This window comes from Chryseobacterium formosense (genome assembly GCF_900116415.1).
Taxonomy (GTDB): domain Bacteria; phylum Bacteroidota; class Bacteroidia; order Flavobacteriales; family Weeksellaceae; genus Chryseobacterium; species Chryseobacterium formosense.
The window spans coordinates 46,637-62,172 of the sequence record NZ_FPAP01000007.1 but is presented as its reverse complement, the minus strand read 5'-3'; the positions used below and the strand labels follow the sequence as shown (position 1 = coordinate 62,172).

Here is a 15,536-nt window from a genome sequence, read left to right as displayed (position 1 = left end):
GACTCCTTCGAATCTTTGATTTCACTCAGTCAGCGAAAAAACATCCAATTTTAAATAGAAAATAAATTTAAATCAATAATTAACCGTTTTTTTCTGCGATTTTGTTCTCGATTGTTGAATAGAAATCTTCGAATGTGATGATATTTTTGAAGTCTGCTTCGCCTAATTTCACACCAAAATTTGATTCGATAACTACAACCATATCAATATAATCTAAGCTGTCTAAGCCAAGAGTTGTCTTAAAATTTGCTTCATTGCTGATTTCATCACCATCAACTTCAAATTCGTTTACCAAAAAATCATTAACAATAGTAATAATTTTCTCTCTTTCCATGTTTTTAATCAAATTTTTTAACTATTAGTGCGGAATTGGTACCGCCAAATCCAAAAGAATTTGACAAAAATACGTCAATTTTTTGATTTTTTGTCTCTGCGATAAGATTTATCTTTTTAGCCTCATCATCAGGACTTTCCAGATTGATATTAGGAGCGACAAAATCATTCTGCATCATCAGAATCGAGTAAATAACTTCACTTGCTCCCGCCATCCAGCATTCGTGACCGGTCATCGATTTCGTAGAACTTACAGGAACATCACTTCCAAAAATCTCATGAATAGCTCTCGCTTCATTGGCATCTCCAATCGGTGTAGAAGTTGCGTGAGCATTAATATAATCGATGTCTGCCGCGTTTAAACCTGATTGTTTCAGCGCTCTGTTCATTGCCAAAGCCGGACCGTCAACATTTGGTGTAGAAATATGCCCGCCGTTTGACGAAAATCCGTAACCAACGATTTCTGCGATAATATTTGCACCTCTTTTTTGGGCTGATTCTAAGCTTTCAACAATCAAAGAAGCCGCTCCACCACTTGGAATTAAGCCGTCTCTTTCAGAATCGAATGGTCTAGAAGCTTTCTGTGGCTCATTTTCTCTCACCGAAAAAACGCCCAATCCGTCAAAACTTGCCATTGAATATTTGTTGGTTTCCTGAGCTCCACCACAAACAATCATCTCCTGAAAACCGTTTTTAATCATCATATAAGCCAGCCCCAAAGAATGCGAACCGCTTGCACAGGCTGCACTGATGGTTAAATTGATTCCTCTTAATTTAAAAATGGTCGAAAGATTCATGGTCACCGTAGAATTCATCGATTTGAAAATCGCACCAGAACCCATCAATGTTGTATCTTTTTTCTCTCTTGCAATGTCGATAGATTCTACAACTGCCTGAGAAACACTGTCATTTCCGTATAAAATTCCGACTTCATTTTGGTCTAAAAAATCCTGGTCGATATTTGCCTGTCTTAAAGCATCAAGTGTTGCGATGTAGGCATATTCGCTTTCTTCGCCCATGCTTACACGCTGTCTTCTGCTGAGAAGATTTTTTAGATCGGGTTTCGGAACTACGCCTGTAAGTCCGGATCTGAAACCGAATTCTTTCCTGTTTTCGTCTAAAACAATCCCTGATTTTCCTTGATAAAGGGATTCCTTCACTTCTTCCAAAGAAGTGCCGATGCAGGAATAAATTCCCATTCCGGTAATGACTACCCTATTTTCCATTTTATAAATTCAAGATTTAAAATTCAAAGCTTAAAACTATAACTCTAAATTTTAAGAATAAATTCCTCCGTTAATATTAATTACTTCACCTGTAATGTAAGATGATTTTTTTGATGCAAGAAAGACGACCAAATCTGCCACTTCTTCCGCTTCACCAAACCGGTTTGCAGGAATCATTGCTTTTAATTCATCTTCGTTAAATTCCTGAGTCATATCGGTTTTGATAAAACCCGGCGCCACTGCATTCACGGTGATATTTCTTTTGGCAACTTCCTGAGCCAAAGCTTTTGTAACTCCGACCAAAGCACCTTTCGCTGCAGAATAATTGGTTTGCCCAGCCGTTCCTTTAACGCCTGAGACAGAAACCATATTGATAATTCTGCCGTATTTATTTCTCAATAACTTCTGGATGAAGAAGTTTGTAACATTGTAAAAACCATTTAAACTTGTGTTGATTACAGAATTCCAGTCTTCACTCGGCATCCACATAAACAGACCGTCTCTTGTGATCCCGGCATTGTTTACAATCACCTCAACAACAGATTTTGGATTATTTTCCTGCCATTCATTTAAAACCTTTTGGGTTTCTTCTGCATTTCCTACATCAAATTTGAGGATTTCTCCTGTAGAGCCCAACTCTTCAACTTTAGCCAAAGTTTCCTTTGCTGCAGCTTCGTTTGAAGTATAATTAATTAAAATATGATAATTTTTTTCTTCAGCCAGTTTTATACAGATTGCTCTTCCGATTCCTCGTGAACCACCTGTTATAATTGCACATTTCATATGTACTTAGTTTTATATTTTATTGACAACTTAAAGCAGCCAATAATTACGTTGTCTTTAAATATTTTTTTACTTCCTCCAAATACGGATACATTATCATATCACTTGAAAAGGCAGGAATAATTCTTCTGATCTCATCATATAACTCTTTTGTTTTTGATGAAATTTTATCCTGAAAACCAAGGTATTCAATCGCCTGAACAATCGTAATCGCTTCAATAGAAAGAACTTCAAAAGCATTTTCAATGACTTTTCTGCAAATTACTGCCGCATTCGTCCCCATACTTACAATATCCTGATTGTCATTATTATTAGGAATACTGTGCACATACATCGGATTTGACAACATTTGGCTTTCTGCCGTTGTAGAAGTCGCCGTGAACTGAACGCCCTGCATCCCGAAATTAAACCCTAATTTACCTAAATTTACGAATGGAGGCAAAATTTCGTTAATTTTTGAATTTAAAAGATAATTCAGTTGTCTTTCAGCTAGCATAGTCAACTTTGTCACAACAATTTTCAGCTTATCCATTTCCAAAGAAATATAGTCACCATGGAAGTTTCCTCCATGGTAAACGTGTTGATCTTCAACATTGATAATAGGATTATCGTTTGCTGAATTGATTTCGTTCTCCAACACTTTTTCAGTATATTCTAAAGTATCTAAAACCGGACCCAAAATCTGAGGGACACATCTCAATGAATAGTATTCCTGAACTTTTTCTTTGAAAACCTTTTCCTGCTCTTCAAAATGAGTGTATAAATGGTCTGCTCTTTTTCTGATTAATTGACTATCAGATAAATGATTTCTCATCTTTTCAGCAATTTTCTGCTGACCCATGTGAAGTTTTGTTCCGTTTAAAGCTTTTGATAAATGGTCGTCATATGCCTGAACGATTTCATTAATAGCACAAGATAATTTAATGGATATTTCAGTTAACTGATTGGCTTTGTATGCATTTACAATCCCAATTCCAGACATCACCGAAGTTCCGTTCATTAAAGCTAAACCTTCACGAATCTCAACCTGAATCGTTTCTAATCCTTCCGTTTCAAAAACTTCTTTTGTCGATTTTCTTTCGCCTTTATAAAAAACTTCGCCTTCGCCGATTAATACCAACGCCAAATGGGCCAATTGAACCAAATCGCCACTTGCACCAACACCACCGTGTTCAAAAATCAACGGTGTAATATCTCTGTTAATTAATTCTTTAAGTAAATCAACGACAGATTCATGAACTCCCGAATTTCCCAATGATAAAGTATTCAATCTTGCCAACATACAGGCTTTAACTTCATCTGCAGGAAGTGGATTTCCGATACCTGAAGAGTGACTTCTGATCAGATTATATTGAAGCTGATGCGTATCTTCATCAGAAATTTTAAATTGAGCCATCGGTCCGAAACCGGTATTGACTCCATAAATTACTTTATTTTTTGAAAATTCTTTAAGAAAAGAAAAACTCTCATTCACTCTCTGGAGAAGTGATGAATCTAATTCTATGCGTTCGTTTTCGATAATAATTCTCTGAAAATCTTTCAGTTCTAAAAAGTTATTTATTTTCATTAATTAAAAGTAATAATATATAATTTTGTAGGATATAATTAATTGTCATTAATTTTGCGGCAAAGATAGAAGTAATTATTAAAATAAAAAATCAAAGATGAGCAAAGAATTTGTTGATGTTCTCGTAATCGGAGCCGGACCTTCAGGATGCGTATCTTCTTCATACTTAAAGAAGAACAACATCAACGTGAAAGTTGTTGAAAAAACAAAATTCCCAAGACTTGTGGTTGGTGAAAGCTTAATTCCGAGAGTAATGGATCATTTTGATGAAGCCGGACTGTTTCCTGCTTTGGATAAAATGGGCTTTGAAAAGAAATTGGGAGCACGTTTTATGCGAGGAAATGAGGTCTGCATTTTTGATTTCAGCAACAAATTCGGAGAAGGATGGGACTGGACCTGGCAAGTTCCTAGAGCTGATTTTGATAATACTTTAGCTCAGGAAGTCATTAATAAAGGTATTGACCTTGAATTTGAAACGGAAGTAATCGGCATTGAATTCAACGGAACAGATTCTATTACAACCGTTAAAAACAAAGATGGAGAAACCAAAGAAATTCATGCAAAATTTGTCATTGATTCCAGCGGTTATGGAAGAGTTTTACCCAGACTTTTAGATTTGGAAAAGCCATCAAAACTTTCTCCACATTCTGCCATTTTTTCTCATGTTGTAGACATCAACAGAGAAGAAGGCGTGGAAGGAACTTTGATTTCTTTTGATATTATTGAAACTGAAGTCTGGCTTTGGGTAATCCCTTTTTCTAATGGAAATACGAGTGTAGGAATTGTTGGCCCGACCGAATATATTGAAAAACTATCTGAAAACGGAGATCCTGCAGAAGCGCTCAGAAAAGCAATTTCTCTGTCTGATTATTATGTAAAACGCTTTGGAGATGTAGAATTTTTATTTGAGCCAAAACATTTGAAAGATTATTCCTGTTCTGTGAAAAAATTGTACGGAGACGGATTTGCGTTGACTGGAAATGCTTCAGAATTCCTTGATCCCGTTTTTTCATCAGGAATGGCTTTTGCCACAGAAGGCGGAATGACCGCAGCAAAACTGGCAATTAGACAACTGAATGGCGAAAAAGTAGACTGGCAAAAAGAATTTGCAGATTATATTTTATATGGCGTGAATGTTTTCACAACGTATGTAAAAGAATGGTACACCGGAAATCTTCAGGAGTTATTCTTCCATCAACCCGAAAATCCTGATGTGAAAAGAAAAATTTGTGCAGTTTTGGCAGGTTATGTATGGGATAAGAAAAATACTTTTGTGAGAATTCACGATACGGCAATTGTAAACCTCGCCAATTTCATCAAGGCAGAAAAAGAAAAAGCATAAAAAAAACGGTCTGAGAATTTTCAGGCCGTTTTGTTTTATTTCAAAGCTTTTTTGATTTCTTTTCCTATTTCTTTACCTGTTTTTTCGTAAGCAGCAGAAAGTCTACCGTATTCCATTCCGTAATCTACCTTGCTTCCCACTCCTTCAATTTTATCACCTTTCATTGTCACCAAAACGTTTGAAGGATTTGCTGTTTCCACAATCGTAATGTCTGCAGACAATTTTCCGGGTTGTGTTACAAAACCGCTCCAACCAGCGTACATCCATGTTGGATGAATGATTAAAGTATATTTAGCTTCAATATTTTGGCTGAATTTAATTTTTTTTGATTTATTTAAACCTTCAATAAACTTTTCTGTCCAGATTGTTTCCACATGTTGTTCCCACGTGTCAATCCATGTTTTCCAGGCAGCTTCGCCTTTCTTAGCCACTGTTTCTTTATGTCTTCTTTCTAAATATTCGGTTTCCGAAAAATTATCAGCCTGAAAAAGTGGGCTTCCGTAATTCCGTTCAACATTAACTTCTGTTTGTCCTTTTAAAAAACTAAGATTTCCAGAAGTTACGGTAAGATTTTGAGCAAAAGTTGTTGTTGCTATTGCTACAAACAAAAGCAAAAATATTTTTTTCATAGATTATAATTAAAGCAGCAAATATAGCATTAGAAAAGAAATTCCAACTTAACTAAATAACAATATTTCAATATTTATAGAATAAAATTTATCTTAAATCGATAAATGTAATAGGTTTTCTGCTGTTCGGATGAAAAACTATTTTAGACAAGATATCAAAATCAACAATCTCAATTTTAGGACTTACTCTTAATTTTGCACGGAAATGGTCTCGCACTTCATTTACAAAATTTTCGTCACTGTTTTCTGTGCTCAATTTGATAATAATTTCATCCAAACCAATTTCGCTGGAATGAATCACAATCTGATAACACGAAATCCCATTAAAATCATTCAGAATATCGTTCATCGCAGGCGGATATAAAGTTGTGCCTTTGTATTTGATCATCTGCTGTTTTCTGCCGATAACCGGGCCCAATCGCATTGTATTTCTTCCGCAATGGCAAGGTTCATAATGAGGTTTTACAATATCTCCGGTTTTAAATCTCAGCAAAGGAATCGCTTCAACGCCTAAAGTTGTTATCGTTAGTTCTCCACTTTCTCCTTCTTTCACTGGGTTGCCTTCGTCATCAAGAATTTCTGTAATGATTAATTCAGGATGTTGGTGTCCTCCATTTTGCAATTCACATTCTGTAAACGCCGTACTCATTTCAGTGGAAGCATAAGTAGAATATAATTGAATATTCCATTTCTCCTTGATTTTCTGAGAAAGAATATTATCGGTAAAATCCTGATTTTTGATACTTTCTCCAATGCAAACCGCACCAACTACACTTGAATTTTCATAATCTAAACCATTTTTCTCGGCGTAATCAATCATTTTTAATAAAAAAGACGGAACAGTAATCAGATATTTCGGTTTATACCTGAAAATAGAATCCCACTGTAATTCAGGAATTCCAGGTCCCATTCTTACAACTCCGGCTCCAATTTTTCTCAGTCCTAGCAAATAGGCTAAACCGGCAATAAATCGCTTGTCAATCGTGGTAATCATCTGAACAACATCACCTTTAGAAATTCCGGCACACGAAAGAGAAATAGCTTCATTGTAGGCAATTCTCTCCATATCTTTTTCTGAAAGTCCGAAAGTCACAGGATCGCCCAATGTTCCGGAAGTTGTACTGAAATCAACAATTTCGGTCATTGGAACACAAAAGAAATCATCATTATTCTGTTGAATGTCATTCTTTGCGGTAGTCGGAATTTTCTGTAAATCTTCCAAAGTCTGAATCTCAGAAATAGCAATGTTATTTTCTTTGAATATTCTTTGATAAAAAGGCGAATGGTTTTCAAGGTATTTCAAAAGCTCTTTCAGTTTTTCTTCCTGAAAAGTTTTTATTTCCTGAACGCTTGATTTTTCGATGGATGGGAAAAGTTCCAATAGTTTAAATTTAGAAGACAAATTTATTTAATTTAAAATTAATTATTTCCCACAGATTATACAGATTTTACAGATGATAATGTTAAAAATTAAATCTGCGCAATCAGCAAAATCTGCGAGAAAAAAATAAGTTTTGGCTAAAGCCAATGCGAAAATATAATACTGAAGCCGGGCTAAAGCCCGCCTCTATTGACTCGCAAGCCACAAATTTTGTTTAATAACATATCCTAAAATTCACATTTCACAATTGACAATTCGCAAATTTTCACCATAAAGTTTTAAACAACTTTTTCATAGACGTTATCAAAATAAAACATATATTATAAACCGACAAAAATCACTAAATTTGCCAACTTGATTAATCATCAACAAATTGAGAATTACAATGAGCCAATTTAAAGAATATAAAAACCTCAATCTTATCGACATCGCCGGACAAGTTTCGGAATTCTGGAAAGCCAACAATACTTTCGCAAAAAGCGTGGAAACACGTCAGGGAAAACCTGAGTTTGTATTTTACGAAGGGCCGCCTTCAGCGAACGGAATGCCAGGAATTCACCACGTAATGGCCAGAGCGTTGAAAGATATTTTCTGTCGTTACCAAACTCAAAACGGGAAACAGGTTTTCCGTAAAGCGGGTTGGGACACGCATGGTCTTCCTGTTGAATTAGGAGTTGAAAAAGAACTTGGAATCACGAAAGAGGATATTGGCAAAAAAATTTCGATCGAGGATTACAACAAAGCTTGCCGTGAAGCGGTAATGCGTTATACGGATGTTTGGAATCACCTTACCGAAAAAATCGGATATTGGGTAGATTTGGAAGATCCGTACATCACGTACAAATCAAAATACATGGAAACGGTTTGGTGGTTGTTGAAGCAATTGTACAACAAAGATTTATTGTACAAAGGTTACACCATTCAGCCTTATTCTCCAAAAGCAGGAACCGGGCTTTCTTCTGCAGAATTAAATATGCCCGGAACCTATCATGATGTTACCGATACAACGATTGTTGCTCAGTTTAAAGTTAAAAAAGAATCTTCTCAATTATTCAACGATGTTGACGGTGATGTAAGCATTTTAGCCTGGACGACAACGCCTTGGACTTTGCCTTCAAACACTGCTTTGACGGTTGGAAGAGATATTGAATATGTTGTAGTAAAAACATTCAACCAATATACTTTTGAACCTGTAACTGTTGTTTTGGCAAGAGTTTTAGTCGAAAAGAATTTTGGTAAAAAATATGTGGAAGGAACTGATGAAGATTTAGCAAACTATACTTCAGACAGTAAAACAATTCCTTTTAAAATTTTAAAAGAATTTACTGGTGAACAATTGGTTGGAACTCAATATGAGCAGTTAATTCCTTGGTTTACACCAAATGAAAATCCTGAAGATGCTTTCAGAGTAATTTTAGGAGATTTCGTAACTACTGAAGACGGTACAGGTGTCGTTCATACGGCTCCGACTTTTGGTGCAGATGATGCAAGAGTTGCAAAAGAAGCAGGAATTCCGCCGATGTTGATTAAAGACGAGAATGATAATTTGGTTCCATTGGTAGATTTACAAGGTAGATTTATTAAAGGAGAAAATGTTCCGGAAACATTCTCTGGAAAATACATCAAAAACGAATATTACGACGAAGGAACCGCACCGGAAAAATCGTGGGATGTGGAACTTGCGATTTTGTTGAAAACAGAAAACAAAGCCTTCAAAGTAGAAAAATATGTTCACAGTTATCCTCATTGCTGGAGAACTGACAAACCTGTTTTGTATTATCCGTTAGATTCCTGGTTTGTGAAAATGACTGCAGTAAAAGACAGGTTGGTTGATTTAAATAAAGAAATCAACTGGAAACCGAAATCTACCGGTGAAGGACGTTTCGCAAACTGGCTTGAAAATGTGAACGACTGGAATCTTTCCCGCTCAAGATATTGGGGAATTCCGTTGCCAATCTGGAGAACAGAAGATTTAAAAGAAGAAAAAATCATCGGTTCTATCGAAGAATTGTACAATGAGATTGAAAAATCAATCGCAGCAGGATTCATGACAGAAAATCCGTTCAAAGGTTTTGAGATCGGAAATATGTCTGAAGAAAACTATTCTTTGGTTGATTTGCATAAAAACATTGTTGATAAAATTGTTTTAGTTTCAGATTCAGGAAAAGCAATGAACCGTGAAAGTGACCTGATTGACGTTTGGTTCGATTCAGGTTCAATGCCTTATGCGCAGCTTCACTATCCTTTTGAAAATAAAGAATTAATTGACACCCATAAAGCTTTTCCGGCAGATTTTATTGCTGAAGGAGTTGACCAGACTCGTGGATGGTTTTATACGCTTCATGCTATCGGAACAGCGGTTTTTGATTCAATTGCTTATAAAAACGTAATGAGTAACGGACTTGTTTTGGATAAAAACGGTCTGAAAATGTCAAAATCTAAAGGAAATGCAGTTGACCCGTTCGAGACACTTTCAGATTACGGTCCTGATGCGACGCGTTGGTATATGATTTCCAATGCTAATCCTTGGGAAAATCTGAAGTTCGACAAAGACGGAATCGATGAAGTGAGAAGAAAATTCTTCGGAACGCTTTACAATACCTATTCATTCTTTGCTTTATATGCGAATGTTGACGGATTTAATTATTCTGAAAAAGAGATTCAAAACAGACCGGAAATCGATCGATGGATTTTATCTGAATTAAACTTATTAATTAAAGAAGTAAAAGCATTCTACGAAGATTATGAACCTACAAGAGTAGCAAGAGCAATCAGCAATTTTGTCAATGATAATTTGAGTAACTGGTACGTAAGATTGTGCAGAAGACGTTTCTGGAAAGGCGATTATTCTGATGACAAAATTTCTGCTTACCAGACTTTATATACCTGTCTTGAAACAGTTGCCAAATTATCTGCACCAATTGCTCCGTTCTTTATGGACCAATTGTATCAGGACTTGAATAAAGTAACAGGAAAAGACAGCAATGAATCTGTACATTTAACAGATTTCCCGGTTGCAGACGAAAGTTTGATCGATCAGGATTTGGTTGAAAAAACACATTTGGCGCAAAATATTACAAGTATGGTTTTCTCTTTAAGAAAGAAAGAAAACTTAAAAGTGCGTCAACCGTTACAAAAAGTCTTAATTCCTGTGTTGGATGCTAAAACTGAAGAGCAGATTTTGGCGGTTGCAGAATTAATTAAACAAGAAGTTAATGTTAAAGAATTGCAATTAATTAACGCTGAAGAAGCCTCACATTTAATTGTAAAACAGATTAAGCCCAACTTCAAAACTTTAGGTTCGAGACTTGGAAAAGACATGAAAGTAGTTGGTAATGAAATTACTAATCTTTCTGCCGAACAAATCTCGTCTTTAGAAAAAGAAGGGAAAATAGATATTCAGGGATATGAAATTACTGTGAACGATGTAGAAATTTCAACAAAAGATATTCCGGGATGGACGGTAACTTCAGATGGAAAAACAACTGTGGCATTAGATTTGACACTGACAGAAGAGTTAAAATCTGAAGGGATTGCAAGAGAGTTTATTAACAGAATTCAGAACATCAGAAAAGATAAAGATTTTGAATTAACAGACAGAATCAACATCTTTTTGGAAGAAAATTCTCCATTTTTAAATCAAATTAAAGAAAATGAAGAATATATTTCATCTGAAGTCTTGTCAAATAAAATAGAAATTGTATCTTCACTTTCAAATTTTAACGAAATCGACATAGATGACATTAAATTCAAGGTGAATGTTGAAAAAAATTAATAATTAGTTATTGTTTTTTCAAATTCCAATTCATAATTTTATTAAAAAGAAAAAAGAACATGCAAGACGAAAGAGTAAGATACAGCGATGCTGATTTACAGGAATTTAAAAAGATAATTAAAGAAAAAATAGATAAAGCCGAAAAAGATCTTCAGCTGATAAGAGAAAGTTTTATTAACGATCAAAATAACGGTACAGACGATACTTCGCCTACTTTCAAAGCTTTTGAAGAAGGTGCAGAAACACTAAGCAAAGAGCAGAATTCTATTCTTGCAGGAAGACAGGAAAAGTTTGTACGTGATCTGAAAAATGCCTTAATCAGAATTGAAAACAAAACATACGGCGTTTGCAGAGTAACCGGAAAACTGATCCCGAAAGAAAGACTTTTGGCAGTTCCGCACGCTACTTTGAGCATCGAAGCTAAAAATATGCAGAGATAAAATTTTTATCTTATTTTTGTAAATAATTAATTAGGTTTATAATTTGTTTTACGACATTTTATAAACCTAATTTGTAATATATCTATGACTGAATTCATCATTTTAGCTGTCATTCTTATTGCTGTTTTATGGTTTTTCAACAGAGAAAAAATAAAGCAAAGATTCTTCCCTGAAAAGGAAAAAAATTTCACGATTGACGATAAATTTAATTCAGACAAAAGAGAAAGAGAAAAAGAAATAGACCGTCTTCTGAGCAAAATGGGCAAAAACGGAATCAATGATTTGTCTGCAAAAGACAGAAAAAGACTCGACGAACTATCAAAAAAGTAAGCCTCACTCGGAACTACAAAAAATTAATTAAAATGGAAGCATTAATTGTACACCCAAAAAACCAGATGGAGCTGAATGCACTGAAAAGTGTTATGAAAGATATGGGAATTCGCTATGAAAAATTTCATACAAGAGGAGCAAAAACTCAAAATTTCGAACCCCGTACTCCGAAAAAAGAAAAACCTGTAAAAAATTTTAAAGACAATCCTAAGAAAGATAAGTAATGAAAAAAGTAGCATTAGTAACCTTACTTATTTTATTGATCGATCAGGTTTCAAAAATTTATGTGAAAACAAATTTCGAACTCAATGAAAGTATTCCCGTAATCAATGGCTTTTTCAATAAGACTTTTGTCGAAAACCCGGGAATGGCGTATGGTTTTCATTTTGGCGGAATTATCGGTAAATATTTTCTGGTTATTGTAAGAATTTTTCTGATTGGCGGAATGGTTTATCTGTTTAAAAAATGGCTAAAAAGAGGTGAATCCAATTACTTACTGATTCCAATGGCAATGATTTTTGCCGGAGCCATCGGAAATTTAATTGACGGGATGTTTTACGGATTGATTTTCGACAGTGGAACCGTTTTCGATGAAAGCACCGGAAGATGGATTGGTTATGGCGGAGTTTCCAAACTAGTTCCTTTCGGACAAGGCTATTCTACTTTTATGAAAGGCTGTGTGGTTGATATGCTTCACTTTCCGATCGTTGATTGGTACGTTCCTGAAAGCTGGCCTCTAATTGGAGGAAAACATATTGAGTTTTTCAAATACATCTTTAATGTTGCCGATTCAGCCATTACAGTAGGAGCTGCATTACTTTTAATTTTCAGAAAAAAAGCTTTCCCGAACGGACTTGAATTTTAAAATATTTAATATGTAGATTTTTATTGTCTTTTAAAGGACACATTTAATCCCATAATCTCTATCGGTTTTTTGTGTTGCCAACTCATGGGGATTTCATACTTTTATGAAACCTTCAAGGTTAAAATGTATGAGAAAAATTATAAAAAATACAATCAAAATTTTCCTGCTGCTTTTCGTGGCAGGAATTATTTTTATCGTCTGGTCAAATTTTACGATAAATAATCAGACGGAAGATTACGTAACTTCTAATGTTTCTAAGTTGCCTGATGAAAAGACCGGACTTCTTTTAGGAACAAGTAAAACTTTATCAAACGGAGCACCAAATGCTTACTTTTTCAACAGAATTGAAGCTGCTGCAGACTTATATAAATCTGGAAAAATCAAAAATATTATTGTAAGCGGAGACAATTCTAAAGAAGATTACAACGAACCGGAAGAAATGAAAAACGAGCTCATCAAAGCCGGAGTTCCTGCCGATAAAATTTTCGAGGATTTTGCAGGTTTCAGAACTTTAGATTCTGTTTTACGAGCGAAAGAAATTTTTGGTCAAAACTCATACATTATCATTTCACAAAGATTTCACAATGAAAGAGCGGTTTATCTTGCAAGGAAAAACAATATTGAAGCGTGGGCTTATAATGCAAAAGATGTGAACAAATATGCCGGTTTAAAAACCAATGCAAGAGAAAAACTGGCAAGAGCTAAAGTTTTTTGGGATTTTATGTTTGGAGTTGAGCCGAAGTTTGGAGGAGAGAAAATTGTGATTCCTTAAATTTAATCTCTCGCTGATCTCGGAGATTACGCAGATTTTTCGTCTAAATATTTTACCTATAAGAAATCTGCTCAATCAGCAAAATCTGCGTGAGACATTTTAAATTTTGGCTAAAGCCAATCGGCATTAAATTATTAGAGCGGACTAAAGTCCGCCCCTATTGATATAAATTCACAATCATCCATGCAAATCTGTGGGAGAAATACCTAAATTTGCAATTCAATAATTTTTTAAAATAATTTTAAACAAATGTCAAGAATTCTTACCGGCATTCAAGCCACCGGAACACCGCACCTTGGTAACCTTTTGGGTGCAATTATTCCTGCAGTAGAGCTTTCTAAGCAGTCAGGAAACGAATCATTTTTATTTATTGCGAATCTACATTCGTTAACGCAGATTAAAGATGCAAAAGAACTTAAAAACAACACCTACGAAATAGCTGCGGCTTGGCTTGCTTGTGGTTTAGATACCGAAAAAACATTCTTTTACAGACAGAGTGACATCCCTGAAACCTGTGAACTATCTTGGCATTTATCATGTTTTTTTCCTTATCAGAGATTGACTTTAGCGCATTCTTTTAAAGATAAAGCAGATCGTTTACAAGACGTGAATGCTGGATTATTTACTTATCCGATTTTGATGGCAGCAGATATATTATTGTATGATGCCGAAATTGTTCCTGTAGGAAAAGACCAGCTTCAGCACTTAGAAATTGCGCGTGATGTAGCTTCAAGATTTAATAATCAGATGGGTGAAGTTTTGGTTTTACCACAAGCTGAATTGCAGGAAAACACGAAATATGTTCCCGGAGTTGATGGTCACAAAATGTCTAAATCAAGAGGAAACATCATCAATATTTTCTTACCTGAAAAAGAACTGAAAAAACAGGTGATGAGCATCGAAAGTGATTCTAAAACTTTGGAAGAACCGAAAGATCCGTCAACCGATAAGACTTTTGCAATTTACGAATTGATTGCAACGCCTGAACAAACCGAAGAACTGAGAGCAAAATATTTAGCCGGAAACTTCGGTTACGGTCATGCTAAAAAAGAGCTTTTGGATTTAATTTTAACAAGATTTGAAAAAGAAAGAGAATTATTTTCTTACTATATGAACAATCTTGATGAGTTGGAAGCAAAACTTCAGGAAGGTGCAGCAAAAACAAGAGTAATTGCTACAGAAACCATTAAAAGAGTAAGAGAAAGTCTGGGAATTTAATTCTGAATATTTCTTAATGAATAAAGTTTCGGCGGCACCTTTGGTGCCGCCGAAACTATTTAAATATATTTTTATAAATAATCTTTAATCTGTAAAAGATGTTTGACCACTTTTAAATTTTCAACCTCTTTACTTTCATTTAAAACATCAAAGAAAATACAATCTATTCCAAACTGTTGTGATCCGATGATATCCGCGATCCAATCGTCACCAATCAGAATACTTTCTTCTTTTTTTGCTTCAGCAACCCCAAATGAATATTCAAAAATAGCAGGATTCGGTTTTCTTACGCCGACAGAATCTGCGCTGGTAATCGTTTGAAAATAATGGTCAATTCCTGAAAGAATACACTTTCTTTCGGTAACTTCCTGAAAACCGTTTGAGATAATGTGAAGCGTATAATTTTTAGCTTTCAGATAGTCTAAAATAACATCAGCACTTTCAACAAGATGATTATAATTAAGAATCTTATCTAAGAAATGTTCTTCAAAAAACATTGACAGTTTGAGGTCATCAATTCCAAAACGATTGAAAGTATCATAAAAACGATGCTTTCTCAGATATTCTTTATCAATTTCTCCGTCACGAATCTGTTCCCACAGTCTTTCATTAATTTCATGATAAACAGAATGAAATTCTTCAAAATCAATATTGTATTTAAAAGTGATTTCTTCTTTTTCGAAAAGATCTTTGATGGTAAGATAAGCGTTTCGGCGATGATCCCAAAGGGTATTGTCGAGATCAAAAAAAATGTGCTGAATTTTCATACAGCACAAAATTAATGATTAATTTTTTGAAAGGTGAATGTGATTGTTCTTAATCTTCACTACTTCAAGATTTTTTGAGAAACTGAGCAAAAAATCAATGGTTTGCTT

The 15,536-nt window shown here is 34.9% G+C and carries 15 protein-coding genes; 8 read left to right on the top strand and 7 right to left on the bottom strand.

Features of this window, described 5'->3' with window-relative positions:
- Positions 1 to 79 precede the first annotated feature (79 nt).
- The 4 genes from BM371_RS19275 to BM371_RS19260 are packed head-to-tail and all read right to left on the bottom strand — an operon-like array spanning position 80 to position 3,909.
- Entirely contained in the window at positions 80 to 334 is a 255-nt protein-coding gene (locus BM371_RS19275) for an acyl carrier protein (protein ID WP_034676871.1), read from the bottom strand.
- Positions 335 to 338: 4 nt separating this feature from the next.
- A complete protein-coding gene (locus BM371_RS19270; protein WP_034672611.1) occupies positions 339 to 1,559 on the bottom strand; it encodes a beta-ketoacyl-[acyl-carrier-protein] synthase family protein in 1,221 nt (406 codons plus the stop codon).
- Between the two features lie 51 nt (positions 1,560 to 1,610).
- A complete protein-coding gene (fabG, locus tag BM371_RS19265; protein WP_034672614.1) occupies positions 1,611 to 2,342 on the bottom strand; it encodes a flexirubin biosynthesis SDR family reductase FlxB in 732 nt (243 codons plus the stop codon).
- 46 nt (positions 2,343 to 2,388) lie between these two features.
- Positions 2,389 to 3,909: a flexirubin biosynthesis tyrosine ammonia-lyase FlxA gene (locus tag BM371_RS19260; protein ID WP_034672616.1), complete on the bottom strand. Its 1,521-nt coding sequence runs from the start codon at positions 3,907 to 3,909 to the stop codon at positions 2,389 to 2,391.
- A gap of 97 nt (positions 3,910 to 4,006) precedes the next feature.
- On the opposite strand from BM371_RS19260, the gene BM371_RS19255 reads away from it, so the two are divergent.
- A complete protein-coding gene (locus tag BM371_RS19255; protein ID WP_034672619.1) occupies positions 4,007 to 5,251 on the top strand; it encodes an NAD(P)/FAD-dependent oxidoreductase in 1,245 nt (414 codons plus the stop codon).
- A 35-nt stretch (positions 5,252 to 5,286) separates the two neighbouring features.
- Here the strand turns inward: BM371_RS19255 and BM371_RS19250 are convergent, their stop codons facing one another.
- Together BM371_RS19250 and BM371_RS19245 are read right to left on the bottom strand one after the other, a co-directional pair.
- Positions 5,287 to 5,880, bottom strand: a complete 594-nt coding sequence (locus BM371_RS19250; RefSeq protein ID WP_051882508.1) for a hypothetical protein — start codon at positions 5,878 to 5,880, stop codon at positions 5,287 to 5,289.
- Positions 5,881 to 5,968: 88 nt separating this feature from the next.
- On the bottom strand, positions 5,969 to 7,261 hold the full coding sequence (locus BM371_RS19245) for a flexirubin biosynthesis putative acyl-CoA ligase FlxY (protein WP_034672622.1): 1,293 nt from the start codon (positions 7,259 to 7,261) through the stop codon (positions 5,969 to 5,971).
- Between the two features lie 385 nt (positions 7,262 to 7,646).
- Between BM371_RS19245 and ileS the strand changes: the two genes are divergently transcribed.
- The 7 genes from ileS to trpS all read left to right on the top strand — a co-directional run bounded on the left by ileS (position 7,647) and on the right by trpS (position 14,661).
- Positions 7,647 to 11,036: an isoleucine--tRNA ligase gene (gene ileS / locus BM371_RS19240; RefSeq protein ID WP_034672624.1), complete on the top strand. Its 3,390-nt coding sequence runs from the start codon at positions 7,647 to 7,649 to the stop codon at positions 11,034 to 11,036.
- Positions 11,037 to 11,095: 59 nt separating this feature from the next.
- Entirely contained in the window at positions 11,096 to 11,476 is a 381-nt protein-coding gene (locus BM371_RS19235) for a TraR/DksA family transcriptional regulator (protein WP_034672627.1), read from the top strand.
- Between the two features lie 84 nt (positions 11,477 to 11,560).
- Positions 11,561 to 11,806 (top strand): DUF6576 domain-containing protein, encoded by a 246-nt coding sequence (locus BM371_RS19230; RefSeq protein WP_034672630.1) that lies wholly within the window; start codon positions 11,561 to 11,563, stop codon positions 11,804 to 11,806.
- A gap of 32 nt (positions 11,807 to 11,838) precedes the next feature.
- Entirely contained in the window at positions 11,839 to 12,030 is a 192-nt protein-coding gene (locus tag BM371_RS19225; RefSeq protein ID WP_034672634.1) for a DUF2683 family protein, read from the top strand.
- Positions 12,030 to 12,671, top strand: a complete 642-nt coding sequence (locus tag BM371_RS19220; RefSeq protein ID WP_034672635.1) for a lipoprotein signal peptidase — start codon at positions 12,030 to 12,032, stop codon at positions 12,669 to 12,671. The genes BM371_RS19225 and BM371_RS19220 overlap by 1 nt, the downstream gene beginning before the upstream one ends.
- 127 nt (positions 12,672 to 12,798) lie before the next feature.
- Complete coding sequence (locus BM371_RS19215; RefSeq protein ID WP_034676875.1) at positions 12,799 to 13,443, top strand: SanA/YdcF family protein; 645 nt, start codon at positions 12,799 to 12,801, stop codon at positions 13,441 to 13,443.
- A 249-nt stretch (positions 13,444 to 13,692) separates the two neighbouring features.
- Positions 13,693 to 14,661, top strand: coding sequence for a tryptophan--tRNA ligase (trpS, locus tag BM371_RS19210; RefSeq protein WP_034672637.1), 969 nt, complete (start codon positions 13,693 to 13,695; stop codon positions 14,659 to 14,661).
- Between the two features lie 71 nt (positions 14,662 to 14,732).
- On the opposite strand, the gene BM371_RS19205 is transcribed toward trpS, so the two are convergent.
- Positions 14,733 to 15,428, bottom strand: coding sequence for a YjjG family noncanonical pyrimidine nucleotidase (locus BM371_RS19205; protein ID WP_034672639.1), 696 nt, complete (start codon positions 15,426 to 15,428; stop codon positions 14,733 to 14,735).
- Between the last annotated feature and the right edge of the window lie 108 nt (positions 15,429 to 15,536).

Bases quoted from the DNA above. Each gene is read 5' to 3' on its own strand.
- BM371_RS19275 (WP_034676871.1), bottom strand. From the start codon at position 334: ATGGAAAGAGAGAAAATTATTACTATTGTTAATGATTTTTTGGTAAAC.
- BM371_RS19270 (WP_034672611.1), bottom strand. From the start codon at position 1,559: ATGGAAAATAGGGTAGTCATTACCGGAATGGGAATTTATTCCTGCATC.
- fabG (WP_034672614.1), bottom strand. From the start codon at position 2,342: ATGAAATGTGCAATTATAACAGGTGGTTCACGAGGAATCGGAAGAGCA.
- BM371_RS19260 (WP_034672616.1), bottom strand. From the start codon at position 3,909: ATGAAAATAAATAACTTTTTAGAACTGAAAGATTTTCAGAGAATTATT.
- BM371_RS19255 (WP_034672619.1), top strand. From the start codon at position 4,007: ATGAGCAAAGAATTTGTTGATGTTCTCGTAATCGGAGCCGGACCTTCA.
- BM371_RS19250 (WP_051882508.1), bottom strand. From the start codon at position 5,880: ATGAAAAAAATATTTTTGCTTTTGTTTGTAGCAATAGCAACAACAACT.
- ileS (WP_034672624.1), top strand. From the start codon at position 7,647: ATGAGCCAATTTAAAGAATATAAAAACCTCAATCTTATCGACATCGCC.
- BM371_RS19235 (WP_034672627.1), top strand. From the start codon at position 11,096: ATGCAAGACGAAAGAGTAAGATACAGCGATGCTGATTTACAGGAATTT.
- BM371_RS19230 (WP_034672630.1), top strand. From the start codon at position 11,561: ATGACTGAATTCATCATTTTAGCTGTCATTCTTATTGCTGTTTTATGG.
- BM371_RS19225 (WP_034672634.1), top strand. From the start codon at position 11,839: ATGGAAGCATTAATTGTACACCCAAAAAACCAGATGGAGCTGAATGCA.
- BM371_RS19220 (WP_034672635.1), top strand. From the start codon at position 12,030: ATGAAAAAAGTAGCATTAGTAACCTTACTTATTTTATTGATCGATCAG.
- BM371_RS19215 (WP_034676875.1), top strand. From the start codon at position 12,799: ATGAGAAAAATTATAAAAAATACAATCAAAATTTTCCTGCTGCTTTTC.
- trpS (WP_034672637.1), top strand. From the start codon at position 13,693: ATGTCAAGAATTCTTACCGGCATTCAAGCCACCGGAACACCGCACCTT.
- BM371_RS19205 (WP_034672639.1), bottom strand. From the start codon at position 15,428: ATGAAAATTCAGCACATTTTTTTTGATCTCGACAATACCCTTTGGGAT.